Annotated in this window: 18 protein-coding genes; 6 read left to right on the top strand and 12 right to left on the bottom strand. The window is 61.9% G+C overall.

From position 1 onward, the window contains the following. Positions 1-2: 2 nt before the first annotated feature. Positions 3-614: a cytochrome-c oxidase, cbb3-type subunit II gene (ccoO, locus tag ACIPO9_RS00740; RefSeq protein ID WP_274131932.1), complete on the bottom strand. Its 612-nt coding sequence runs from the start codon at positions 612-614 to the stop codon at positions 3-5. After that, positions 614-2,056, bottom strand: a complete 1,443-nt coding sequence (gene ccoN, locus ACIPO9_RS00735; RefSeq protein ID WP_274131934.1) for a cytochrome-c oxidase, cbb3-type subunit I — start codon at positions 2,054-2,056, stop codon at positions 614-616. The genes ccoO and ccoN overlap by 1 nt, the downstream gene beginning before the upstream one ends. 848 nt (positions 2,057-2,904) lie before the next feature. On the opposite strand from ccoN, the gene ACIPO9_RS00730 reads away from it, so the two are divergent. After that, a complete protein-coding gene (locus ACIPO9_RS00730) occupies positions 2,905-3,594 on the top strand; it encodes an alpha/beta family hydrolase (RefSeq protein ID WP_400778219.1) in 690 nt (229 codons plus the stop codon). Here ACIPO9_RS00730 and ACIPO9_RS00725 read toward each other — a convergent pair. The 4 genes from ACIPO9_RS00725 to ACIPO9_RS00710 form a co-directional block, all read right to left on the bottom strand. Continuing rightward, complete coding sequence (locus ACIPO9_RS00725) at positions 3,583-4,065, bottom strand: hypothetical protein (RefSeq protein WP_400778216.1); 483 nt, start codon at positions 4,063-4,065, stop codon at positions 3,583-3,585. The genes ACIPO9_RS00730 and ACIPO9_RS00725 overlap by 12 nt on opposite strands. A gap of 116 nt (positions 4,066-4,181) precedes the next feature. Next, complete coding sequence (locus tag ACIPO9_RS00720; RefSeq protein WP_400778213.1) at positions 4,182-6,788, bottom strand: Ig-like domain-containing protein; 2,607 nt, start codon at positions 6,786-6,788, stop codon at positions 4,182-4,184. Positions 6,789-6,840: 52 nt separating this feature from the next. Further along, the gene (locus tag ACIPO9_RS00715; protein ID WP_400778210.1) at positions 6,841-8,697 is read right to left on the bottom strand and encodes a hypothetical protein; all 1,857 of its coding nucleotides are present in this window, start codon (positions 8,695-8,697) and stop codon (positions 6,841-6,843) included. A 235-nt stretch (positions 8,698-8,932) separates the two neighbouring features. Further along, positions 8,933-10,579, bottom strand: a complete 1,647-nt coding sequence (locus ACIPO9_RS00710) for a hypothetical protein (protein WP_400778208.1) — start codon at positions 10,577-10,579, stop codon at positions 8,933-8,935. Between the two features lie 1,235 nt (positions 10,580-11,814). Here ACIPO9_RS00710 and ACIPO9_RS00705 point away from each other — a divergent pair. Continuing rightward, positions 11,815-13,410: an autotransporter outer membrane beta-barrel domain-containing protein gene (locus tag ACIPO9_RS00705; protein WP_400778206.1), complete on the top strand. Its 1,596-nt coding sequence runs from the start codon at positions 11,815-11,817 to the stop codon at positions 13,408-13,410. 65 nt (positions 13,411-13,475) lie between these two features. Here ACIPO9_RS00705 and ACIPO9_RS00700 read toward each other — a convergent pair whose 3' ends face one another. The 5 genes from ACIPO9_RS00700 to acnA all read right to left on the bottom strand — a co-directional run bounded on the left by ACIPO9_RS00700 (position 13,476) and on the right by acnA (position 20,746). Next, entirely contained in the window at positions 13,476-14,135 is a 660-nt protein-coding gene (locus ACIPO9_RS00700) for a hypothetical protein (protein ID WP_400778204.1), read from the bottom strand. A 485-nt stretch (positions 14,136-14,620) separates the two neighbouring features. Then, a complete protein-coding gene (locus ACIPO9_RS00695) occupies positions 14,621-14,908 on the bottom strand; it encodes a hypothetical protein (protein ID WP_400778201.1) in 288 nt (95 codons plus the stop codon). Between the two features lie 280 nt (positions 14,909-15,188). Further along, the gene (locus tag ACIPO9_RS00690; protein WP_400778199.1) at positions 15,189-16,754 is read right to left on the bottom strand and encodes a methyl-accepting chemotaxis protein; all 1,566 of its coding nucleotides are present in this window, start codon (positions 16,752-16,754) and stop codon (positions 15,189-15,191) included. 104 nt (positions 16,755-16,858) lie between these two features. Then, a complete protein-coding gene (locus tag ACIPO9_RS00685) occupies positions 16,859-17,650 on the bottom strand; it encodes a lysostaphin resistance A-like protein (protein WP_400603587.1) in 792 nt (263 codons plus the stop codon). A 354-nt stretch (positions 17,651-18,004) separates the two neighbouring features. Beyond that, positions 18,005-20,746 (bottom strand): aconitate hydratase AcnA, encoded by a 2,742-nt coding sequence (gene acnA / locus ACIPO9_RS00680; protein WP_400778196.1) that lies wholly within the window; start codon positions 20,744-20,746, stop codon positions 18,005-18,007. 223 nt (positions 20,747-20,969) lie between these two features. On the opposite strand from acnA, the gene rlmM reads away from it, so the two are divergent. The 4 genes from rlmM (at position 20,970) to ACIPO9_RS00660 (ending at position 25,117) form a co-directional block, all read left to right on the top strand. Next, positions 20,970-22,037, top strand: a complete 1,068-nt coding sequence (rlmM, locus tag ACIPO9_RS00675; RefSeq protein WP_400603582.1) for a 23S rRNA (cytidine(2498)-2'-O)-methyltransferase RlmM — start codon at positions 20,970-20,972, stop codon at positions 22,035-22,037. A 271-nt stretch (positions 22,038-22,308) separates the two neighbouring features. Beyond that, complete coding sequence (locus tag ACIPO9_RS00670; RefSeq protein WP_400778194.1) at positions 22,309-22,872, top strand: helix-turn-helix domain-containing protein; 564 nt, start codon at positions 22,309-22,311, stop codon at positions 22,870-22,872. Between the two features lie 203 nt (positions 22,873-23,075). Next, entirely contained in the window at positions 23,076-24,491 is a 1,416-nt protein-coding gene (locus ACIPO9_RS00665; protein WP_400778192.1) for an FAD/NAD(P)-binding protein, read from the top strand. Positions 24,492-24,628: 137 nt separating this feature from the next. Further along, complete coding sequence (locus ACIPO9_RS00660) at positions 24,629-25,117, top strand: hypothetical protein (protein ID WP_400778189.1); 489 nt, start codon at positions 24,629-24,631, stop codon at positions 25,115-25,117. On the opposite strand, the gene soxR is transcribed toward ACIPO9_RS00660, so the two are convergent. After that, the gene (soxR, locus tag ACIPO9_RS00655; RefSeq protein ID WP_274131957.1) at positions 25,108-25,569 is read right to left on the bottom strand and encodes a redox-sensitive transcriptional activator SoxR; all 462 of its coding nucleotides are present in this window, start codon (positions 25,567-25,569) and stop codon (positions 25,108-25,110) included. The two genes, ACIPO9_RS00660 and soxR, sit on opposite strands and share 10 nt — an antisense overlap. Positions 25,570-25,583 lie beyond the last annotated feature (14 nt).

Below are 25,583 nucleotides of genomic sequence, written 5' to 3'. Positions count from 1 at the left end.
GATCACCGTTTGCTCTTGATGATGGTGCCCAGGCCCTGCAGGTAGGCCACCAGTGCATCCATTTCAGTCTTGCCCTTGACCGCGTCACCGGCCTTGGCGATGTCGTCGTCGGTGTAGGGCACGCCCAGGCTGCGCAGCACTTCCAGCTTGCGACCGGTCAACTTGCCGTCGAGCTTGTTTTCCACCAGGAACGGATAGGCCGGCATGATCGATTCCGGCACCACGTTGCGCGGGTTATACAGGTGCGCGCGGTGCCAGTCGTCGGAGTAGCGTCCGCCCACCCGCGCCAGGTCCGGCCCGGTGCGCTTGGAACCCCACAGGAAGGGGTGATCCCAGACGCTTTCGCCGGCCACCGAGTAGTGCCCGTAGCGTTCGGTTTCGGCGCGGAACGGCCGGATCATCTGCGAGTGGCAGCCCACGCAGCCGTTGGCGATGAACACGTCGCGGCCTTCGACTTCCAGTGCCGGACGCGGCTTCATGCCTTCGACCGGTTTGTTGGTCACGTCCTGGAAGAACAGCGGGACGATCTGCGTCAGGCCGCCCACTGCTACCGCGATGACCATGAAGATCGACAGCAGGCCGATGTTCTTCTCAAGTGATTCGTGCTTGATCATCAGTGCGCTCCCACGACAGCGATCTGGGCGGCTTCTTCGGCTTCCTCGGTGTTCGACGCACGCACCGTGCGGAACACGTTGTAGGCCATGAACAGCATGCCGCTGGCAAAGAACGCACCGCCCAGGGCGCGAACGATGTAACCCGGATGGCTGGCTTGCAGCGCTTCGACGAACGAGTAGGTGAGGGTGCCGTCATCGTTGATCGCACGCCACATCAGGCCCTGGGTGATGCCGTTGACCCACATCGAGGCGATGTAGAGCACGGTACCGATGGTCGCGAGCCAGAAGTGGGTGTTGATCAGCGCGATGCTGTGCATCTGCGGACGCCCGTACAGGCGCGGGATCATGTGGTAGACCGCGCCGATGGAAATCATCGCCACCCAGCCCAGCGCACCTGCGTGGACATGGCCGATGGTCCAGTCGGTGTAGTGCGAGAGCGAGTTGACGGTCTTGATCGCCATCATCGGCCCTTCGAAGGTCGACATGCCGTAGAACGCCAGCGACACCACCAGGAACCGCAGGATCGGGTCGGTGCGCAACTTATGCCAGGCGCCGGAGAGGGTCATCATGCCGTTGATCATGCCGCCCCAGCTCGGCGCCAGCAGGATGATCGACATCACCATACCCAGCGACTGCGCCCAGTCCGGCAGCGCGGTGTAATGCAGGTGGTGGGGGCCGGCCCAGATATACAGGGTGATCAGCGCCCAGAAGTGCACGATGGAAAGGCGGTAGGAGTAAATCGGACGCTCGGCCTGTTTCGGCACGAAGTAGTACATCATTCCCAGGAAACCGGTCGTCAGGAAAAAACCTACGGCGTTGTGCCCGTACCACCACTGGATCATCGCGTCAGTGGCGCCCGAGTAGGCCGAATAGGACTTGAACAGGCTCACCGGCAGCGACATGTGGTTGACGATGTGCAGCATCGCCGTGACCACGATGAAGGCCCCGTAGAACCAGTTGCCGACGTAGATGTGCTTGGTCTTGCGCTTGACGATGGTGCCGAAGAACACCGCCGCGTAGGTGATCCAGACGATGGCCAGCAGAATCGCGATTGGCCACTCCAGCTCGGCGTATTCCTTGGTGGTGGTGTAGCCCATCGGCAGGGTGATGATCGCGCCGATGATGACCGCCTGCCAGCCCCAGAAGTGAAACGCCGCCATGCCGTCGCTGATCAGGCGCGTCTGGCAGGTTCGCTGCACGACATAGTAGGAGGTGCCGAACAGCGCGCACCCGCCGAAGGCGAAGATCACGAGGTTGGTGTGCAGCGGGCGAAGGCGTCCGAACGTGGTCCATGGCAGACCAAGGTTCAAGTCAGGCCACACGAGTTGTGAGGCGATGAAGACACCGAGCCCCATGCCAAGGATCCCCCAGACCACCGTCATGATGGCGAACTGGCGGACTACCTTATAGTTATAAGCAGTCGGACTGATTGCTGTGCTCATTCTAAGGTTCCACGGTTTGGGTATTTTATTAGTGTGGTAACGGCCGCAACATCGAATAAAGCGTAGACGTTTTGCCGCGCAACAAGCGCAAGACGAGGTCGACGCAAACACGGGATGCGGTTTTTTCGCGACTCGCTGCGCTTGATTGCGCCAGGCAGAGTTGCCGGAGTGGGCCGAAAGGGCGGGAAAACAGGGCGAGTGAGGCGGCGCGCGTGAATGCCGAAAATTGTATACAGCCCTTCGGGTGACATACCGGGCCGCGCGGTCTGCCTGCAAGAGGGTGTGGAGGTCGTGCACAATCCTTTCACTGATCCTGTGGCCAGCTGTTGCCGGACCACCGTGCACGCAAGCTTAGACGCGAACGGCTCGCGATGGAAGCCACAAGAGCAAGAAGTTTGACACCTCGCCGGGTGCAGGGGGGTAATCACCGCGCCACCTTGCGGGGCGCGGTGAGCATCGACTTCAGGCCTACGCTGAAACGTTTCTCTACCTGCTTTCCCTGTACTTCGGTAGAGTGTTTCTACGCCAAAAGTTGTATACAAATGCCGATGACGATTGCACTTTTTGACTGCCCAAAAATTTGGCCCGAGCTGGCAGGTCAGGCCGGTGATCGTCACGGTTGATCGACCGGCACCGGAAAAATCGATGCAATCCGACGATGAATCCGCCCGGTTGCGTGCGGGTTGGGGCGCCCATGGCGTCGGTGCTTTTTTCCGAAAGTCCTGGCAGGTTAGTTTCAGGAAGCTGAACCGCGGCTGTCGCCCAGGAAAGTCCGGCGCGGCTGTCTTTTGCCTGGAACGCTTGGGCATAATGGCGCCCTGCAATCAAGTCCATGGGTCGAGACAAGCATGAACAACGGACACGCGACGAGTACTGACGCCGATCAATGTGCGCAACTGGCGCAGGTGCATGGCTGGTTGTGGAATGCCCCGGCAGAGGTCGCCGGCAACCAACCGGCCACCCTGATCCTCGCCCATGGCGCGGGTGCTCCCATGGACAGCGAGTTCATGAACGACATCGCCCAGCGCCTGGCCGCACTGGGTGTGGGCGTGCTGCGCTTTGAATTTCCCTACATGGCCCAGCGCCGGATCGACGGCGGCAAGCGCCCGCCCAATCCCAAACCGAAGCTGCTGGAGAGCTGGCGCGAGGTCTACGGGGCCGTGCGACCGCTCATCAAGGGCCGCCTGGCCATCGGCGGCAAATCCATGGGCGGGCGCATGGCCAGCCTGTTGGCCGACGAGTTGCACGCCGATGCGCTGATCTGCCTGGGCTACCCGTTCTACGCCGTCGGCAAACCGGAGAAACCCCGGGTCGAGCACCTGGCCGAGCTGCAAACACCGACCCTCATCGTCCAGGGCGAGCGCGATGCGCTGGGCAATCGTGAAGCGGTTGAAGGCTATTCGCTGTCACCGGCCATCGAAGTGCACTGGTTGCCCACCGCCAACCATGACCTCAAGCCATTGAAGGCAGCGGGCGTCGGTCATGCCGCCTGCCTGCAGGAAACCGCCGAGCGCATCGCCAGTCGTCTACTCGGCTGATGCCTCGGCTGCAGCGGCCTGCGTGCACCAGACATCGAACTGACCGTCGGCGATCAACAGCCCTGCCGACGGCATGTCGATGTGAAAGGTGCCGCGCAGGTGACCCGTCTGCACGTCGCATTCGAGCAGGGTGACCGAACCCTTCTCGAAGTCCTGCGAATGATAAAGCTGCGCAAACTGCCGGGGCGTGACGTGATAGATCGCCGACAAGCGCTCGTCCCGCACCAGGTCGTAAGTGCCGGGTTCCAGGCTCTGGTCGATGAACATGCCCAGCACCGTGCGGCGGTGGGCGACCTTGCCCACCGCGTGAATCTTCCAGATCTTGTGGCTGCGCTTGCCCGTCAACTCCGGGCGCAGGCAGGAAAAGGCAGATAACTGCCCTGGGGTGAACGGCTTGCCGTTGATGGTGGCGCTGAGTTCGCAGGCTGTGTTGCTCGCGCTGTGAGTCGGTGTGCCGGTGGAGCCTTTCATGGGCGTCGCTCCCTTGTCGCTTTTATATAGGCGCCTGGCGGTGCTGGCCAGGTCGTGTCGAAGAGCGCGCAATCCCGCAGGCACAGAAGGCCTGCGGCATTGCGCAAGGCCAGCCGTCAGCGAATGCCGATGGCCGAAATCACGCTGTAGGTGTAGCCATCCAGCTCCATGCCGCTACCCAGGGCTTTCTGGTAATAGGTCTTGCCAAATGGCGACAGCTTGGCCAGGGTCGATGACCAGTACAGGTCCTTGACCAGGGGCCAGTTGGCCGCCCACATACCGTGAATCTCCCGCAGTTCCTGGATCGACGGCAGCCGGGCCTGATTGTTGCCAGCCTGTGCGCCTGCCTGGCCGAAATTGCCCTTGCCCAACTCGATGCAGTGGATCACCCCCGTGACGGTCACCGCGTAGGACAGCGACTGCCCCGCAGCATCGGCCACGGTAATGGTGGTCGTGCCCTTGCCGCGGACGCTGACCAGCCCGGCTTCACTGACCTGGGCCACCCGCGGATCGGCCGAGGTGTAGGTATAGGGCGCCGTCCCGCCGCTCGCCTGGCGCTGAACCGTGGTGCCGCCTGGCATCGTCGGCAGCGCGTCGGGGCGCGAGGGCACCAGATACACCTTGCCGCCCAGCGTCACCGGCGAGGTGTCCAGGCTCAGCGGGTTCTGCACCCGCAACGTGCGGCGCTCGGAGTCGCGTACGTTGCCGCCACGGCTGACCTGATAGCTCAATGTCGCCTGAGCGCCGGCACTGGCGGTAATCAGCGCCTTGGGCAACTGGAACACCAGTTCAGTGCCGCCCGTGGCCCCCTGCTCGGCGGTTTCAAAGCGCGAGGCACCTTCCCAGATCACCTTGACCCGATCACCGGCGCGTACCTCATAACGCGCCCGCACCGTCGCACCGGCCTCTGGAATCAGCCCCGGATTCACCACACCGTCCTCCTGCACGGTATCCATGGTCGGCGCCGGAAGCACCGATGCGCTCAACACCCGCACCGAATAAACCTCCGAATCCTGCGCGGTGCCATTGGCCCGGATCACCTGATACGACACCGCCACCGTCTGGCCGTCGTTGGCATCGACCAGCGCACGGGCGAACACCACCGACAGCGCCTTGCCGGCATCGTCCTGGGTAATGGACTTCTCTTTCTGGTCGCTGCCGTTGGGACCGTTCCAGCTCAGGTTGACGGTATCCCCCTGGCGCAGATTGGCTGAATCCGCGATCACCACGGTGGCGCCGTTGGGGGCGTTGGCGGGGTCAAGGATGTCGTTTTCGGCTTCGAGGATGGTGGGCAGGGGGAGGGGACCGCTCTGGTTGGCGCTGACGGGCAGCATCAACGAAGGCGAAGTGAAGAACGCACGGCTGAAGGTGTTGACGGTGTAGTGGATCGCCACCGAGCCACCCGCGAGCAGGCTGACCTTGTCGTCCGGAATGAAGAAATCCATCGGCATGCCGGCAGCGCCTGCGGCGACGGTCTTGAGTTCATCGAACATCACATTGGCGCCGCTTTCGGTCTTGCCCATCCAGTACAGATGAACGTCGTTGCCCTCAGCCATGAAGTAATACACAGGCACCTCGACGCGAACGTTGAGCGAGGTCGGATCCAGCACCCCGCCGTTCTGTTCGGCAACCGGCACCCTGGGCAGCGGCAACTCCATGGGCTGGCCGATGATTTTCAATTGCAGGCTCTTGGAGCGCAGCGTCACGCCGGCCGCCTTCGTCACCTTGTAATACAGGCGAGCCCGGCCTTGCGCGATAGGCTGGAACTGCGCATTGGGCACCACGAATTCGTAGAAGCTGCCTGCGCCGGGAATGATCTTGCTCGCGGTGTAGGTCTCGAGTGCCATGCCCTCGGCGGTGCTGCGTTCCATCGACAGCACCAGCTCATCGCCAGGTCGAATGTCCGGATGGGCGATGACCAGCACCTGCACATCGGCACCGGCCAGTTGGTCGAGATCCAGTTCCATCCCCGGCGCTTGCGGGGTGATCGGCGCGGGCAACGTGGACTCTCCCGCCTCGACCGCCACATAGGTCGGCAGGGACCAGCGCGACCAGTTGTTGACGATGTCGCGGATTTCGTAGCGCACCTCCAGCATGTCCGAGTCGCCGGCGCGCTCGATGATCTCTTTGCTGACCGGGATGACCAGTGGCTGACCGACTTGCTGGGCGTCGGTGATCTCGGTGCGGATGATTTCGCCATGCCAGGACAGCGCGATCCGGTCACCCACGAACATGTTCATGTAGGCGGCAATTTCCACCGTCACGCCTTCAGGCGAGGTGATGATTCCTTCCGGAAACACTTTCGGCGTGGCCAGTCGCTCGTTTTCCCAAGGTGTGGCCGGGTTGGTGTCAGTGCCGCCCGGGATGGTCAGCTTGACTGGCACCACCGCAGGGGTGGACGTGTTTTTCTGCCCGCCGATGGGTTTTGTTACCTCATAGAAGAGGGTGATGTTCGTTTCGTGGATGAACTTCTGGTCCAGCGGCAGGACCACGAAATTGAAGAAACCGGGTGACAGGTCTTCTCGCTTCACCGTGTAGTTGAAGGCCAGTGCGTCATCACAAAAAAGGTCGATGATGTCGCCTTCGGCAATTTCAAGATAGGGCCCGACGCGCACGGAGAGTGGCACCTGGGGGTCGAGGGTGTCGGCATGACCGATACCGCTGGGGTCATGCAGGTTCTGCATCGCCGGAGCGGGCAGCAGTGCTCGAATTGCATCGTTCATGAGAGTATCCTTGTCTTCATGTAGACGGCGGGCCCGCAGGCCCGCCTGGGGTTTAGCGGCAGCCCTGCCCGGGAATGGACATGGTGATGATCACGTTGGTGGTGATCGAGTTGACGATCACCCCATTCGGACCTTCGACGCGGTAGTAGGCCTCGCCGCGGCCTTCGCAGATCAGGCGCAACTGCTGGGCCGAGACGCGGAAGATGTAGCCCTGTTGCTGCTCCAGCTCATCCATGACATGGGTGAACTCAAGGCTCGCGCCCGGCACCGGTGTATCGGGGTTGCCCCGGGCGTAGCCATGGAACACGATGCTCACGCGCGGGTACTTGTCGGCGTTCAGGTACGGGCGAATGAAGATCGGTGTGCCGTCAGGGCTGTTGACCGGGCTGATGGCATTGTTCTGGTTGGCGTTGGTGAACACCGGGCCAGCCAGGCCACCGGGCCCACCCGGCAGATCGCCCACGGAGCGCACGATCACCGGCTGCGTCGGTGAACGCGACGTGTTGGGGTTGCCGGCGTGGCTCACCGTGTAATAAACCCGGATCGCGTCGCCGGTGCCTTCGGCCGTCATCAACGCATTGGGGATGGTCAGCAGCAGGTCGCGGCCGACATCGCTGGAGCGCAGGGTGTAGGTCACAGGCGTTGCTTGCGAACCCCAGTACAGGCGGAACACATCGCTGATGGCGAACTCGTCGCGCCAGCCGATCACGGCATTGGCTTCCAGCAGGAAGTCGTCCTCGTCGATGACGTTGTCCTGATTGTCCGGGTTGTCGCTGGTGCCACGGATGATCGGCAGGGCCAGCGCCTCGTTTTCCGGGGTTTCAGGGTCCGGATCCTGAGGGCCGGGCAGGGTCAGGTTGACGTACACCGGCAAGCCCAGCGACGTCCCCACCAGCCTGCCGCCGCGACGCACTTCGTAACGCAGCTGCACATCGCCGTCGCCTGCCAGGGCGATATGGGCGTAGGGCACGTTCAGGGTGAACACCGGGTCCGAGGTTTCATCGCCGGGTTGCAGCGGCACTTCCGGCAGGGCATTCGCACCCCAGTACAGGGTGATCCTGTCTCCAGGCTGCGGGCTCGGGTACTGCGCAATGTCCACCGCCACCTTGGCACGGGCATCGGCGTCGTCGATCACCCCATCCTCAGACTGGCGGCACAGCGGTGCCGGGTAGTCGTCGGGCACCTGCGTGAGGTACAGCTGGAAGGTCTTGGACAGGGAGTTGATCGAGACATTGCCGGCTCGGTCGGTCACGGTGTAATAGACCGGCTCCTGCACATCGCCCAGGCTTTCGAGGAAAGCGCGGGTGAAGTTGAGCAGCACGTGATCCTCGCCCACTTCCGTGACGGTGACCGTGTGCTCCGGGCCTGCCACCGAACCCCAGAAAGTGCGGATCTGGTCGCCCCAGGCCATGCCCAGATAGCCTGGCACGTCGGCCACCAGCACGTTGCCCATGCCGGTCAGCTCGTCGGAGGTCAGCATGCCGTCGTGGGTTTCCGGCGGAAACACCATCGCCGCCAGCAGAATGCCGCCTGGTGCAGTGCGGTCGACGATTAGGGGGACTGTCGGGGAGGGGGCGAACTGCCCACCGACGTCGTTAATGGCCGCGTAGCCCACGGTATACACCCCATCGTTGGCCAGCAGCGCCGCAGGGATCTCCAGGGTCAGAGGGTCGCCGGGCTGTTCGGTGCCGATAGGTTTTTTTTCACCAACCACCAAGCCGTTCCACATCAATTGGTATGAGTGCTCGGGAACAGCCTCAGCCCACGCCACGAAGTGCATGACAACTGGCTGTTGCAGATCTTCCAGGGTCAGCAGGCCATCGACAGGGTCGGCAACCGGCACGTTGGGCTGGGGCAAGTCACGCGGCAAGTTGCGAGTGACGAAGGAACTTCTAGTTGAATGACACAAGGTATTTCTCCAATTAACAGGCAGCCGGGATCCTTGTTTGAACGGGCTGCTGCAAGTTTTATGAATAACCGAATTTATCGGTTATCGAGTGGTGTAGCGATGAATCCGATCCGCGTATTAACTTGGTTATGCAAATGTCTCGTTGTACGGGATGATTTTTAACTAATAGGAGTTGTGAGTGGCTGTCAATAGCTGTGTGCGTTAAATATTTATTGTTTTGATTTTGTGAGTGGGGTCAGGCGCAGCCGATTGGAGGTGTACGCCGGTCTACATAGACTTCCCCGATCAATGAAGTCGCACTGCCGTAATCATTTCTGATGCGGTAACGGGTTTTCAAACGTCCGGTTGTAATCCGTTCCAGGAATATAGTCGGAATGTTTAAATGGATGCCGGTCATGAACTGTTGTTCATCCACTGTTGTTGAAAGTATCAACGCAGCGGATTCAATCGGTTGGCCTTCGATGAAGCTATCAAAGCCTTGGAGGCTCAACTCGATTCGGTCGCCGATTCGCATATTTCGATAGGGCTGTATCAGTACCGTTGCGCCTTCGACGATGGCGGGAAGCCGCAAGGTGTGGGTTTCATCGGCTTCATTGAACAGCGCGCCTTGCAGCCCGTTCTCGCCGCCGGGCAACTGCGCCTGGCGCACCACCCTGACCAGTTGCGTGGCGGAGTGTGAAAGGTTCGGATTGCCGGCGTGGGTGACGGTGTAATGCACGGGGATGGCCCGCCCCACGCCTTCGCCGACGATCAGCCCGTTGGGCATGCAGATCACCAGGTCCGCTGCGGCGTCCAGGTCGTTCTGGTCCAGGGTGCGCACCACCGGCAATGGCCAGGATCCCCAGTACAGCTGGATCCGGTCACAGGGCTGGAACCCTGTCTGCCAGGCGATGACCACAGCGGCGTCGAGCAGGTAGTCCTCTTCATCGAGGAAGTTGGCCTGCCGATTGGGGTGGTCACTTTTGCCTTGCACCTGAGGAGCTGCCAGCTGTTCATTGATCAGCGTTTCGGGCATCGGGTCCTGGGGGCCGGGCAGTGTGACGAACACGTTCACCAGTCGGCCGGGGGAGGTGGCGCGATTCTGTCCCTCGCGCCGCACCTCGTAGCGCACCTCGATGGCACCGTCACCAGCGGCCATGACCGTGGCGAACGAAACCGGTATCGAGGCCACCACCTCCAGCGCTGCTGCGGCCTCGCTCAACACCACGCCCGGCAGCGCCAGCCCGCCCCAGCTCAGCAGGACCACGTCACCGGCCTGGGCATTGCCGTAGTGGGGAATCAGCACGTCCACACCGTGGCGGACATCGTTGTGTGTCAGCAATCCGTCGACGGCCTTGGGCACGAGCGGTGCCAGCAGGTCATGGGGATGGTTGCGCAGTTGCAGTCGCAGGTGGGCAGGTTCCGAGACGATCGACAGGTTGCCCGCGCGGTCGGTGACGGTGTAAGTCACCGCGATATCGCCGTCGGCCAGTTGCTCCAGAAAGCTGCGCTCGAAGTCGAAGGTGATGTCGCTGCCACCCACTTCTTCGGCGGTGAGCACGCGCACCGGGCCCGGTTGATCGCCCCAGTAGGTGCGCACCACATCGCCCCATTTGGCGTCGAAGTAGCCGGGGAGCCGGGCGGTCAGGAGACTGCCTGCGGCGGCCAGCGACTCTTCGGTCAGTGGCAGTTGATGCGAAGCAAATAGGAGTGGAGCAAGGAGGTCGCCGCCGGGTGGGGTGCGGTCTACGATGAGAGGTACGGTGGGAGAAGGGGCGAATTGTCCGCCAACGTCATTGATGGCGGCGTAGCCGATCTCATAAACACCATCTTTGATCAGGTATGGACCTGGTATGTCCATCGTCAGTGGGTCTCCAGGCTTTTCAGTGACAATAGGAGTCATTCTACCCGTTCGTAAGCCGTTAACCATTAGTTGGTAGGAGTGTTCCGGACTAGCCGTTTCCCATGCTGAAAAGGTTAGGGTAATCGGTCTGTCGAGTGCCTCGAGCGTAAGTAAGCCATCTATAGGGTCGGCTTGGGGGATGGAGGGTGTAGGAAATTCATAGTAGCGTGATCCTTCGTTCACGTTTTCGGTCGTTTCTTTTTTCATAAAATAATCCTCGTTAAATTGGTCAGCTCGCGTGGCAATGCCGAAATCTGATAACTCACTCTTTGTCTGAATGTTCTGTGTGTATGTGCACCGCTTTTCATAAGCCGGTGGTACATATGTATATTCTTGCCGGGCCCAATGCCAGTGGGTTTTAACGGTAGAGAAATGTCCTACACCCCTATCGGACCGACCATGGCTGTTTGTAGGGCGGATGAAGTGTCTGTAGGACCAAGACCACTTTTTGCCAAGAGCGAGGGGGAGCCGGGGGCCGGATCCTTCAGGTCGCCGTATCCCATCAAGAATTTCACCCTGCCCGCTCTTTTTAAGGGAGGGTTCTCTAGGTGAAAAACAGAAGCAAAAAACGCGGAGGTGTCGCAAGGCATTGGCAAATGGCAGGGGTGCTGTGCGGTGTCTCATTAGCGGCCCAGGGGATGGCTCAGCAAGCCGAGGTCAAGGCCCTGCCCGGAGCGATCGAAATTCCTGCGAACACCGTTGTTGATGTCGATCGGGCCACCGGGCTGGAATATCGCCTTTCAGGCAGCGGGGCGACGCTTAACCTGTTGCCAGGGGCGAGTGTCAATAACGTGGTAGCTGAGTCTGGGCAGAGTTCTGCATTGATAATCCGCGGAGGCGTCATTGACCAGCAAATAGACGCGTCGAGCGTTTATGCGGCTGTGCTCCTCAGGGGTAGCCGGCTGGATGCGGATGACGCCACGATCATCAGCCGGGTGAAGCCTGGGGTGCAGCTAAGTCCGCTGCCGGCTACACGCTCTATAGGGGGCATTAGTAATAGCCTGGTCGCCGGCCTTGGTGCAGGCATACACGTGGGCAGCAGCGAATTGACGCTGGTGAATTCCGAAGTCTTCGGTATGGCTGATGGCGATGGATCCGGCGCGGGCATTGTGGCCGCAGCGGCGAAATTGGCCATCGCGGGCAGCAGTCATGTAGAAGGGGAATCGGTTGGCCTTTCCGTAGTTGGGCCAGGCGTACTGCCTGGCGCGGGCATTGAGGGCGGGCCGAGCGTTATTGTGGTTGATGATTCCCGAGTGATCGGCGTCACGGGCCCTGCGATATCCCTCCAGGCCACAAGGACTTTCCAACCCAAAGCCACCATCTCCCTGCAAAACAACGCCGAACTGCGCTCCGGCAATGGCAACCTCATCGAAGTCCACGACAAGGGCGAGCTTGACCTGATCGTCGACGACAGTCGCCTCAAAGGCGACCTCTTCGCCGCCGAGGGCGCGCGGATGGATGTGGTGCTGCAAAACGAAGCGCGGCTTTCCGGCAATGTGCACAACCTCAACAGCCTGACCATCAACTCCGATGCCCGCTGGCGCCTGATGGGCGACAACAGCGTGCCGACCTTGAAGCTTGGGGCTGGGCGGGTGAGTTTTCGCGGCGATGGCTTCAATACCCTGACCGTGGGCGAGCTGTCCGGGCGCGGGGTGTTCGACATGCGCATCAACCTGGACAACGCCACGGGTGATCTGCTCAACGTCACCGGCCAGGCCAGCGGTTTCCACCACGTCAACATCGCCAACACCGGCGCCGAGGTGGTGCCGGAAAACTTCGAGGCGTTGCGCATCATCCACACCGAAGGCGGCAACGCCGACTTCGAACTGGGTGGCGGGCGTGGCCGCGCCGACCTCGGCGTCTATTCCTACGCCCTGGAGCAGCAAGGCAACGACTGGTTCATCGTCGGTTCCGGCAAGACCATCAGCCCCTCGACCCAGAGCGCCCTGGCGTTGTTCAACGTCGGGCCCACGATCTGGAACAGCGAGCTGACCACCCTGCGCAGCCGCATGGGCGAGGTGCGCGGGCGGGAAGAGGGCGGTGGCTGGATTCGCAGTTACGGCAACCGCTTCAAGGCGTCGCTGGATTCGGGCGTGGATTATCAGCAGAAGCAGCACGGCCTGTCGTTCGGTGCCGATGCGCCGGTGCCAGTGGGTGACGGGCAACTGCTGGTGGGTCTGATGGGCGGTTACAGCAAGTCCAGCCTGGACCTGAGCCGCGGGACGTCCGGCGAGGTGGACAGTTACTACCTCGGCGCCTATGGCACCTGGCTGTCTAACGATGGCTACTACCTGGACGGCGTGCTGAAGGTCAACCAGTTCCATAACAGCTCGAAAGTGGCGATGAGCGACGGCGAGAAGGCCAAGGGTGACTACAGCAACCGGGCTGTGGGTGGCTCGGTGGAATTCGGCAAGCACATCAAGCTGGCCGATGACTACTTCGTCGAGCCCTATGCGCAGTTGTCCGGCGTGTGGATCGACGGCAGCAGCTACACCCTGGACAACGGCCTGCAGGCCAGGACCAGCCAGACCCAATCGGTGCTGGGCAAGGTCGGTACTTCGGTCGGTCGGCAGTTCGCGCTCAAGGACGGCGGCGTCCTGCAGCCTTACGTGCGGGTGGCGGCAGCCCATGAGTTCTCCCGCAACAATGACGTGAAGGTCAACGACCAGCGTTTCGACAACGATCTGTTTGGCTCGCGGGCCGAACTGGGCGCTGGCGTTTCGGTGTCGCTGTCCGAGCGTCTGCAGGTGCATGCCGACTTCGATTACATGAAGGGCAAGCATGTCGAGCAGCCGTGGGGCGCGAACGTCGGGTTGCGCCTGGCGTTCTGACCCACTGATGGAGCGTTGAAGTGAGCCCCGGCGACAGCGATGTCGCCGGGGTTTTTGCTTTGCGGCTACTGGATGCGCTTGCGGCGGCGGATGGCGCGGGTGCGGTCCGGCGGGGGTGGGCCGATGTGGTGGTCGCCAACCAGCATCAGGATCAGGGTTTCGGACACGCCCACCAGTTTCGAGCGGCGCAGCACCTCATATGAAACTTCCACCAGACCATTCTTGCTGCGACCCAGGTGCGCGCCACTGAGGTAACGCGTCTCGCGGGGCCCGGTACGGCCCCTCGGTTCGCCGATGACGCTGTAGTAGGTGGTGTTGCCCCAGCGCAGCTTGAGCTGATCGCCTGCCCACAGCTTCGGTGAACGCGGGATGTTGATGCGAATGCCTTCAAGCAGCGCACTGCGCGGCAGCATCTGTGACTTTGCCTCCGACACCAGGGGCGCGGCGAAGATGGGCTCGATGTTCAGCTCATCGGCACTCGGACAGTCCAGGCGCGGGACATTGGCCAGGAAGGAGGAGTAGCTGGCGATCACTTCCCGGGTGATCTGATCGATGGAGCGTACGGCTTGCAGTTCCTCGTACAGCGGGACACAGGAGGGGTCGAGTGTCGATGGATCGAACGCCTGATTGTCGATCGCCCTCATGTTTTCCATCCATTTATTATCGGTGTTGGCAGTGGCCGAAGGTAAACCTTTGGGCAGCAGAATGTCCTTTTCGTCTTCCATGGAAGCTCCTTTGAATAATGAGTGTGCTCAGCGTTTAAAACGTTCGGACGATACGGCTGAAGTTGTAGGAGTCGGCGTCTCGGGCGACTATGTTCAATTCGAAGAAAGCACTTGTCAATCTTGCAGGTTGCAGAGGTTATACATAGCGTCGCGGGAAAATAGAGCCCTTGATTAATGGTCTTGAATGTGAAGGTTGTGGTTTTGAAGCAATTTTTGGCTGTGCATGACTATATATGTAAGGTCTGTTTGTGGGTTGTTTGTGGTAGCGTCTGACAGGCTTCTGAAAATGCTGTAGGAATAAGGGAAATAAGCGGATAAAAATAAAATTCGCTAAACGAAAGTTGTTTAAAGTTTGGCAAATCCTCTATGCGTATGCATCGAGGTGATGCGTGTTGTGTATTCAAATGGATCGCAAATCATATGGTTACAATTTAATTGTCGGCGGCTACGGCAGCGGATCTGCGGGGTGGTTGCCCTTGCGTTCTTCACTTTGAGGCCCGATCGGTACGGTATGGGCTGCCAGGTTCCAGGAGCATCGGGATGTTGAGGTGGGGCTGGGATGAGCAAACTTCGACCGCCGGCTCGGTTCTCCGTGAACGAATGAGTGGTTCGGCACTGCGGGTAGGGTTCATATAAGCCATGTGGAAAATGCTATTCACGAGCTGGGTGAGGCCATCCGGGTTCGCTGCTTTCAACACCCGCTCTGCAAGGGCGGCAATATGAACAGAGGGTGGAGTTAGAGGAATGACTTCCTGCAAATTTACGTTTTTCATGGCGTTCTCCATCTAGCACCCGAGAATGTCTGAGACAACCAGGTAAGTGCCTGCTTAATCAGTGTCGTAGACAGACGCAAACACCTTTGTGGTGTTATTTATTTATCGCTTGTCTGAATTTCAACTAATAGTGATTCGTGGTTTCTGTCAACCCGTCGCATTGCCGTTAACCCATAAAAAACATCGCATAAGTGCAACTTCAGAAACGTCCTACATTTCTAATCCATAAAAAAGCCCCGGCAGTGGGGCTGCCGGGGCTCGGGGTGTTGCTGTGCAGGCATTAGCGGTTGAAACGCTCCACCAGCGAGTACTGGCTCAGGGCGGTACAGGTCAGTTCGGCGCTCAGGTTGGCTGAGCGGCGGGCTTCGTCGGAGGTCTGGTCGGCCAGTACGGCAATGTTGCGGATGTTGCGGCTGACTTCTTCGGCGACCGAGCTTTGCTCTTCGGTGGCGGCGGCGATCTGGGTCGCCATGTCGGTGATGTTGGCCACCGCATCGCTGATGCCCACCAGCGCCTTGTCGGCTTCCAGCACCTGTTCGACGCCTTCTTCGGCCTGACGGCGACCGGTTTCCATGGTCTGCACGGCGTTGTTGGCGGTCTGCTGCAGTTTGGCGATCAGGGCGTGGATCTGGCCGGTGGATTCGGTGGTGCGTTGCGCCAGTTGGCGAACCTCGTCGGCGACCACCGCGAAGCCACGGCCCATCTCGCCGGCACGGGCGGCTTCGATGGCGGCGTTCAGGGCCAGCAGGTTGGTCTGGTCGGCGATGCCTTTGATGACATCGACCACGCCACCGATTTCGTCGCTGTCCTTGGCCAGTTGGGTGACGGTCAGGCCGGTGTCGCCTACGGAGGCCGAGAGCCGCTGAATGGCTTCGCGGGTTTCGCTGGCGATGTCACGGCCACGGCGTGTCAGTTCATTGGCCTGCTGGGTGGCGTCGGCGGTGCGTTGAACGTGGGTGGCCACTTCCTGGGTGGTGGAGGCCATCTGGTTGATGGCGGTGGCCACCTGATCGGTTTCCACGCGCTGACGCTCAAGGCCCATGGAGCTGGCCTGGGCGAGGCTGTCGGACTGGCGCGCCTGGGCATTGAGGTGTTCGGCGGTGTCCTGCAGGCGGGTCAGGCAGGTTTTCAGGCGGGCTTCCTGGCTGAGGATGGACATCTCCAGACGCGCCTGCGGGCCGCGGCTGTCGGTGTACATCTGGGCGATCAGCGGGTCGGAGGTGGTCTGTTCGGCCAGACGCAGCAAGCGCTTGATCCCGCGCTGTTGCCAGCTCAGACCCAGCAGGCCCAGCGGCACGGAGAGGGCGGCGGCCAGGGCGAAGCCCCATTGCGAGTTGAGCCACACGCCGATCAGGAAGCTCAACTGGCTGACCAGGATGAACGGCAACCAGTCCTGCAGCACCGGCAGCCATTTGTCGCGGCTGGGCACGGCGGTCTTGCCGTTGTTGAGGCGCTGATACAGGGCCTCTGCACGACGAACCTGTTCGGCGGTGGGCTTGATGCGCACCGACTCGAAGCCCACCACCTGTTTATTTTCGAAGATCGGCGTCACGTAGGCGTTAACCCAGTAATGGTCGCCGTTCTTGCAGCGGTTCTTGACGATGCCCATCCACGGCTGGCCCTGTTTCAGGGTGCCCCACATGTGTTCGAACACGGCGGACGGCACGTCAGGGTGGCGCACGGTATTGTGCGGTGCCTTGACCAGTTCGTCGCGGGTGAAGCCGCTGATGTCGACGAAGGCGTCGTTGCAGTAGGTGATCACGCCGCGCGCATCGGTGGTCGAGATCAACCGTTGCTGCGCCGGGAAGGTCCGTTCGCGTTGGGTGATGGGCTGGTTATTGCGCATAAGCTATTCAATCCGGGAAGGCTTTGAACCCTTATCGGCGGCCTTTGCCGGAAATTAAGCGTTTTGTGAACTGCGTCATGGGACGCTTTGTCGCAGATCAACCGTCAGCGGTTGAACATCGGGTAGGTGAACAGGCCGAAATGCGCCAGGTTGAGCCCGAAATGAGTGATGACCGCCGCAGTCAGGCCGCCGAATCGATAGGCGATGCCGTAGCCGATGCCGGCCATGCCCGCCAGCAGCACCCATTCCCAGCCCGCGCCCATGTGCGCAAGGCCAAAGGCCAGCGACGCCAGCCCGATGGCCAGCGCCTGGTGGTAGGGAAGGCGATACAGCAGGCGAGCGAGGCCTTGCTGGAGGTACCCGCGAAACAGCAGCTCTTCGGTGATGGTGACCAGCAACAGGTTGTTGATCGCCCAGATCATGCCCTGCTCAGGCCATTTCGGTGCCCAGCCGACGATCCCCAGCGAGACTGCGCCTGTCAGGCAGATGACCGTGGTCACGGGCAGGGTGATGCTGGCGGTCAGCAGTGTGCGGCGAGGGCTGACGGCGAAAAATACCCAGGGGCAGGCCAATGCGATCCAGAAGCCGATCAGGGGTTTGTCCAGGTTCAGGAACATTGAAAACGGCGCGGCTTCCTGGGTGAAGCGTACGGCGGCGATGACCCGCGCATTGAAGAAACCGGGCAGCCAATGGCTGGCAAGCCCTGCGGCCAGGGCGATGAACAGACTGTGACCGAACAGGCGTATGCCCCGATGGCTGAACTGGCTGACGCAGATCCCCGCCATGATCAACAGCCCGAACGTCACCACCACAGGCAGGGTCAGTTGGCCGTAGGTCAGCGCAATGCAGTAACCCAGCGTAAGCAACGCAAGCGCGGTCCAGCGAAGCGCCGGCATGGTGTCGTCCTTGAACGTGAGATAAGGCTGCGGATTCTAGCGTTCATTAAACGGTTGTGCATGTAGGACGGGGCTGAAAGTCGCGGGGGAATGAGTGTCGTGGAAGGGTTAAACGTTTCCGTGAGGAGAGGGAAACGCGACATCCACCCGTAGCAGCACGGCTTGCGGGCGGGGGCGGTGTTGAGGGCGCTGTCGCGGGCAAGCGCGCTCCTACAGGGGGGCGGAACGTAGCAGTCCGGCTTACCGGCGTCGGCGACACTCAAATCGCCGACGCCGGCAAGCCGGACTGCTACGGGGTTGTGTCGTGCTTTCTGGCGGTGTTGATCTGCGTGGCGCCGTCGCGGATGAGCCGCCCTACGACTTGATCAACTGCCGCAGCACATAATGCAGAATCCCCCCAGCCTTGAAGTATTCCACCTCATTCAAAGTATCGATCCTGCACAGCACCTCGACATCCTCCTGCTTGCCGCTCTCCCGGGTGATCTGCAACGTCAGGCTCATGCCCGGTTGCAGCGTGGCCCCGGTCAGGCCGGTGATGTTCAGCACCTCCTTGCCGGTCAGTTCAAGGGTCTTGCGGCTCTGGCCGTTCTTGAACTGCAGCGGCAACACGCCCATGCCCACCAGGTTCGAGCGGTGGATGCGCTCGAAACTCTCCGCGATCACTGCTTTCACGCCCAAGAGGTTGGTGCCCTTGGCGGCCCAGTCCCGGCTGGAACCGGTGCCGTACTCCTGCCCGGCAATGACCACCAGCGGCGTGCCTTCCTGCTGATAGCGCATGGCGGCATCATAGATCGGCAGCTTTTCATCGGTCGGAACGTGCAGGGTGTAGCCACCTTCCTCATTGCCCAGCATTTCGTTGCGAATGCGGATGTTGGCAAAGGTGCCGCGCATCATCACTTCGTGGTTGCCGCGCCGTGAGCCGTAGGAGTTGAAGTCCTTGGGTTCCACGCCCTTGCTGCGCAGATAGCGGCCGGCGGGGCTGTCGGCCTTGATGTTGCCGGCAGGGGAGATGTGGTCGGTGGTCACCGAGTCGCCAAGCATCGCCAGCACGCGGGCCTGCTGCACATCGGCGATCACCGGCAACGGCCCGGCCACATCGTCGAAGAACGGCGGGTGCTGGATGTACGTGGAGTCGGCCTGCCAGACGTAGGTCGGGTCTTTCGACACCTCGATCGCCTGCCACTGCGCGTCACCGGCAAACACCTCGGCATATTCCTTGTGGAACATGCCGGTGCTGACCTTCATCACCGCATCGGCGATTTCCTGTTGCGTCGGCCAGATGTCGCGCAGATAGACCGGCTGCCCATCCTTGCCATCACCCAGCGGCTCGCTGCTCAGGTCGATGCGCACGCTGCCAGCCAGTGCGTAGGCGACCACCAGGGGCGGCGAGGCCAGCCAGTTGGTTTTCACCAGCGGATGCACCCGGCCCTCGAAGTTGCGGTTGCCCGACAGCACCGACGCCACGGTCAAATCCGACTGCTGGATGGCTTTTTCGATAGGGTCGCGCAACGGGCCCGAGTTACCGATGCAGGTGGTGCAGCCATAACCCACCAGATCGAACCCCAGGGTGTCGAGGTACTCGGTCAGCCCCGCGGCCTTGTAATAGTCGGTGACCACTTTGGAGCCCGGCGCCAGTGAACTCTTCACCCACGGCTTGCGTTGCAGGCCTTTCTCGACGGCCTTTTTCGCCAGCAGGCCGGCCGCCATCATCACGCTGGGGTTCGAGGTGTTGGTGCACGAGGTGATCGCGGCGATCACCACCGCGCCGTTTTTCAGGCGATAGCGATTGCCTTCGTATTCGTACTCGGCCTCGCCGACCTGCTCGGCGTTGCCCACCGCCACACCGCCACCGCCTTCACTTTCCAGACGGCCCTCTTCATGTTTGGTCGGTTTGAGCGCCAGGCCGAGAAAATCGCTGAACGCCTGGGAAACGTCGGGCAACGCCACGCGATCCTGCGGGCGTTTAGGCCCGGCAAGGCTGGCGACCACCGACCCCATGTCCAGCTCCAGCGCGTCGCTGAACACCGGTTCCTGGCCTGGCACGCGCCACAGGCCCTGGGCCTTGCAGTAAGCCTCGACCAGCTTGACGGTTTCAGCGGGGCGGCCGGACAGGCGCAAGTATTCCAGGGTCACGTCATCGACCGGGAAGAAGCCGCAGGTGGCGCCGTATTCCGGAGCCATGTTGGCGATGGTGGCACGGTCCGCCAGTGGCAGGTCGGCCAGGCCGTCGCCATAGAATTCGACGAATTTGCCCACCACGCCTTTCTTGCGCAGCATCTGGGTGACGGTCAGCACCAGGTCGGTGGCGGTGATGCCTTCCTTGAGCTTGCCGGTCAGCTTGAAGCCGATCACTTCCGGAATCAGCATCGACACCGGCTGGCCAAGCATGGCCGCTTCCGCCTCGATACCGCCCACGCCCCAGCCCAGCACGCCCAGGCCGTTGATCATGGTGGTGTGGGAGTCGGTGCCCACCAGGGTGTCGGGGAAGGCATAGGTGCGGCCGTCTTCTTCTTTGGTCCACACCGTGCGGCCCAGGTATTCGAGGTTGACCTGGTGACAGATGCCGGTGCCCGGCGGCACCACGCTGAAGTTGTCGAACGCGCCTTGGCCCCAGCGCAGGAACGCATAGCGCTCGCCGTTGCGCTGCATTTCGATGTCGACGTTTTCGCTGAACGCCTGCTGATCGCCGAACTTGTCGACCATCACCGAATGGTCGATCACAAGGTCCACGGGGGACAGCGGGTTGATGCGCTGCGGATCGCCACCGGCCTTGGCCACGGCGGCGCGCATGGCGGCCAGGTCGACCACCGCCGGCACGCCGGTGAAGTCCTGCATCAGTACCCGGGCAGGGCGATACTGGATTTCCCGGTCCGACTTGCGTTCGGTCAGCCAGGAGGCCAGCGCCTTGAGGTCGTCGCCGCTGACGGTCTGGTTGTCTTCCCAGCGCAGCAGGTTCTCCAGCAGCACCTTGAGCGACATCGGCAACCTGCTCAGGTCGCCCAGGGTTTTCGCAGCGTCGGGCAGGCTGAAGTAGTGGTAGGTTTTGCTGTCGATTTGCAGTGTCTTGAGGCTTTTCAGGCTATCGAGGGAGGGCATGAACTAACTCCTTCACTGATCCGCAAGATTGCGGACGGGCTTATCACAAACGGTAAGACGATCTGTCCAAGCCCTCTGAATGGCGGCTTTTAAATGGTCATTGAGTAGTACTGGACCTTTGGCCTGCGCCAGTGGTTCCTGATTCCGTTATCATGCGCCGCTTTCGAGTCACCGAGATGAAATCTCGGTCAGCGATGACTCACCCGTTTCTGGAGTACACCCGGTGAACACCCTTTTCATGCATTGCCGCCCCGGTTTCGAAGGCGAGGTCTGTTCCGAGATCAGCGAGCACGCTGCCCGGCTGAACGTGTCCGGCTACGCCAAGGCCAAGCCTGGCACGGCCTGCGCCGAATTCGTCTGCACCGAGCCCGATGGCGCCGAGCGGCTGATGAACGGCGTGCGTTTCATGGACCTGATCTTCCCGCGGCAGTGGGCGCGCGGGGTGTTCGTCAGCCTGCCGGAAACGGACCGCATCAGCGTGATCCAGCAGCACATGGCCGATTTCCCGGTCTGCGGCAGCCTGTGGCTGGAAGTGGTCGACACCAACGACGGCAAGGAGCTCTCGACCTTCTGCCGCAAGTTCGAGGCCCCGCTGCGCAAGGCGCTGGAGAAGGCCGGCAAACTGGTGGACAACCCGAGCCTGCCGCGCCTGCTGCTGACCTTCAAGAGTGGCCGCGAGGTATTTCTCGGCCTCGCAGATGCCAGCAACTCGGCAATGTGGCCGATGGGCATCCCGCGTCTGAAATTCCCCCGGGAAGCGCCCAGCCGCTCGACCTTGAAACTGGAGGAGGCCTGGCATCACTTCATTCCTCGCGAGCATTGGGACGAGCGTCTGTCCGGCGACATGACCGGCGTTGACCTGGGTGCCGCGCCGGGTGGCTGGACCTATCAACTGGTCAGGCGCGGCATGCTGGTGACCGCCATCGACAACGGCCCGATGGCTGAAAGCCTGATGGACACCGGCCTGGTGCAGCATCTGATGGCCGACGGTTTTACCTACAAGCCGCGCCAGACCGTGGACTGGATGGTCTGCGACATCGTCGAAAAACCTGCGCGCAACGCCGCCTTGCTCGAAACCTGGCTGGGCGAGGGGTTGTGTCGCGAGGCGGTGGTCAACCTCAAGCTGCCGATGAAACAGCGCTACGCCGAAGTGCGGCGTTTGCTCGACCGCATTGAAGAAGGCTTCAAGGCCCGTGGCGTCAAGGTGTCGATCGGTTGCAAACAGCTCTACCACGACCGCGAAGAAGTGACGTGTCACCTGCGGCGCCTGGACATGAAGCCCAGGGTGTAAGCCCAGATCCCCTATGACCTCAAGACCGCCCCGCCGGCAAGCCGTGCTGCTACGGTACCGGGGTCGCCACGAATCCCGGGGGATGTTGCCGCAGACCCTGTGGGAGCGGGCTTGCCCGCGAAGAGGCCGGACCAGGCGCTAGAAATCTTGCGCCGGTACCTGCGCTTTCGCGGGCGAGCCCGCTCCCACAAAGGGCACCACCAGTGCCAAGGCGGGTGCTCTTGCACACAAAGGGCAATATAGTGCGCAGGATGCGAAGGGGATCTGTTCGATGGAAAAAGAATCACTGCCAAGGGCCTCGGTGCTGCAACACGTCAGCCTCAATGTGCGGCGCTTGCGGCATGGGGCGGGGTTGAGCCAGACGGCGCTGGCGCAACGCTCCGGCGTCAGCCGGCGGATGCTGGTGGCCATCGAGGCCGGGGAGAAGAATGTCAGCCTGGCCACGCTGGACCGGGTGGCCGAGGCCCTTGATGTGGCCTTCAGCGATCTGATCCAGGCGCCGGACCTGCGCGACTCCAGCCGCATCAACGAGGTGGCGTGGGCCGGCACACAGCCAGGCAGCAAGGCCGTGCTGCTGGCCAGGGCGGCGGCGCGCCAGGGCGTGGAATTATGGGAGTTCAGCCTGGCGCCGGGGGAGTCCTACGGGTCGCAGTCTGATCCCGAGGGCTGGAGCGAACAGGTCTATGTGATCGAGGGGCGCCTGACCGTCGCCTTGTCGGACAAGATCCACGAGGTCGCCACCGGTGAGTTCTTCATGTTCCCCAGCGACCGGCCCCATGCCTACCGCAACGACGGCGACACCCTGCTGCGCTTCGTCAGAAACGTGGTGTCGTAAGGGCCAAGGTGTTGATTCGGCAACAGCGGATCAACACTTTGCCCACATTTCACCCACCCAGAGCCGCTCTATCCCGGCACGGGCCGTGCCTTGCATCCTTCGTACCGCAACGGGCCTACCAACGTCCTGTTTGAATCCATCGGCGCGCTCTGCATAATTTGGGCGTGCGGGCCCATCGGGCGAAGAAAAAAGGCGAAACAACAATGACCGCAGACAACAGTCGACTGGACGCAGACATTCTCATCGTCGGCGGTGGCCTGAGTGGCACCATGCTCGCGGTGCAGCTGCTGCGCCTCGCGGGGCAACGTCGCATCACAATCGTGGAATCGCGCAGCGAACTGGGGCGGGGCGAGGCCTATAGCGCCACCGAGCTTGGGCACACCCTGAACGGCAACGCGGCGCGCATGAGCGTCGACCCGGACAACGCCGACGACCTGACCCAGTGGCTCACCGATTTCATTGCCGCAGGCGGCTGGCCGGAATCGGACGATGAACATGTGCCGGTGGCCGAGTTGTTCCCGCCCCGAGGAATTTTCGGGCTGTATGTGCAGCAACGTCTGGCAGAGGCCCAGGCGCTGGGGGCGCGGCATGGTTCCAGCGTCGAGCACGTGCGTGGCGAAGTCAGCGACCTTGAGCACAGCGCCTCGGGCGTTCGCTTGACCCTGGCCGACGGCACCGAACTGACCGGCCGCTTCGCGGTGCTGGCCACCGGCATGTTCGCCGCCGCCCGCACCCCGCAACGGGATTCCAACGCCCTCAACGCAGCCGCCGTAGACCCTTGGGATGTGCAAGCCATGTCCCGCCTCGCCCCCCAGGGCCGCGTGTTGATCATCGGTTCGGGCCTGACCATGGTCGATGCCGTGGTGTCGCTGGAGCAGGCCGGGCATCGTGGGCCCATCGATGTGTTCTCCCGCCATGGCCTGCTGCCCCATGTTCGTCGCCAACCGCCGGCATGGCCGGATTTTCTTGGCGCCGATCACAGCATTCGCAGCACCCGGCAACTGGTTCGCGCACTGCGTGAACAGTGTGCCCGGGCGATTGCCCAGGGTATTGACTGGCAGGCACCGCTGGACACCGTTCGCGTGCACATCGGCCGCTTGTGGAGCCAGGCGACCGACGTCCAGCGGCGCCAGTTCGTGCGCCACGTGCGGCCCTGGTGGGAGAGCCACCACCACCGCTCGCCACCGCCCAGCGCGAGGTTGCTTGAGCGTCTGGTGCAGGAGGGGCGGCTGAACATTCATGCCGCCTTCTTGCTGGGTGTCGACAGCGCCGAGGCGGGGAAGGTAAGTATTCAGGTGCGCCGTCGTGGCGAGGACCAGGCGAGCCAGATCAGCGGCGATGCCTTGATCAACTCCACGGGTATCCAGTACGACTGGCGCCGCGTTGACCGCGCCTTGCCGCGCAATCTGCTGGATCGGGGTTTGGTTCAGCCAGGGCCGCTGGCGCTGGGGATCGCCGCCGATGCCGGTGGCGCGGTGCTGGATGCCCAGGGGCAGGTGTCGGACCGGCTGTTCGCCATGGGCCCGCCGTTGCGTGGATTGTGGTGGGAGAGCACGGCGGTGACCGATGTGGCATTGCAGGCCAAGGCGTTGGCGATTCGATTGGCGGAATTCGGCTGACCGGGGAGTTGTGTCGACTCCGACACAATTCCTGCGCCTTACCCTAAAGCACTATCCGAACGGGCCGAGAACCTTGCAGGACCCGCTCGATCCATCTGGACATCGTGGGTGATTCAAAGCTATGGAGGCGTTCACCCATGTTGAGTCTGAATTTCAGGAACCCGGCCGATGCGGCCGTGCTGTTGCCGCAGACAGCGACCAAGGCTCAGCCATCGAACGATGACACCACCGAGCTGCCCAGTGCCGCCGAGCAGATGCGCCAGAGCGTGGAAGTGCTGCTGTCGCCCGAAGCCCAGAAGGCGGCCAGGAGCGGCGACAAGAACGCCGACATCGATGCCACGAACCTGCCGGACCGGATCAAGGATCAGTTGAAGATGATTCGCGCGCTCCAGGAACGCATTGCCAGGCGCATGCAGGACATGCAGGCCTTCATGAGCGACCGTTCACTGTCCAGGCAGGTGCGCGAGGCCAAGATGCGGCAGTTGCAGATGGAAATCATGGCCATGAACAGCTCGCTGCTGCAGGCCACCAACCAGCTCAATCAGGCCATGCAACAGATGCAGCTCTCGAACGGTGACCGGGTGCTGGCCGCCACGCTGGTGGGCCCGCAACACATTCAGTCCTGATCCAGCAGCACGGGGCCCACGCCACTCTCACCCAGGTTATCGCCCTGGTTGCGCAGCGGGCAGGCTTCCATCGACAGACAGCCGCAGCCGATGCAGCCATTGAGCTGGTCGCGCAGGGCGGTGAGGCGATTGATGCGCTCGTTCAGATCGGCTTTCCAGCAGTTCGACAGGGTGTTCCAGTCCTGCAGCGTGGGCGGATGGTCCTGGGGCAGGTTCTGGAACGCCACCTGAATGCTGGCCAGCGGAATGCCCAGGCGCTGGGCGGTCTTGATCAACGCCACACGCCGCAGCACGTCCCGTGCGTAACGGCGCTGGTTGCCGGCATTGCGCTGGCTGCTGATCAGGCCCTTGGATTCATAGAACCGCAGCGCGGTAATGGCCACGCCGCTGCGGGCAGCCAACTGGCCGACGGTGAGTTCGCGGGGAAGGTGAATGGAATCGCTGGCGCGCATATTTATACCAAATG

It is taken from the genome of Pseudomonas sp. NPDC090203 (genome assembly GCF_044746765.1).
Classification (GTDB): Bacteria; Pseudomonadota; Gammaproteobacteria; order Pseudomonadales; family Pseudomonadaceae; genus Aquipseudomonas; species Aquipseudomonas putida_AD.
The sequence above is the reverse complement of the archived record's forward strand: the minus strand, read 5'-3'. Positions and strand labels throughout refer to the sequence as shown.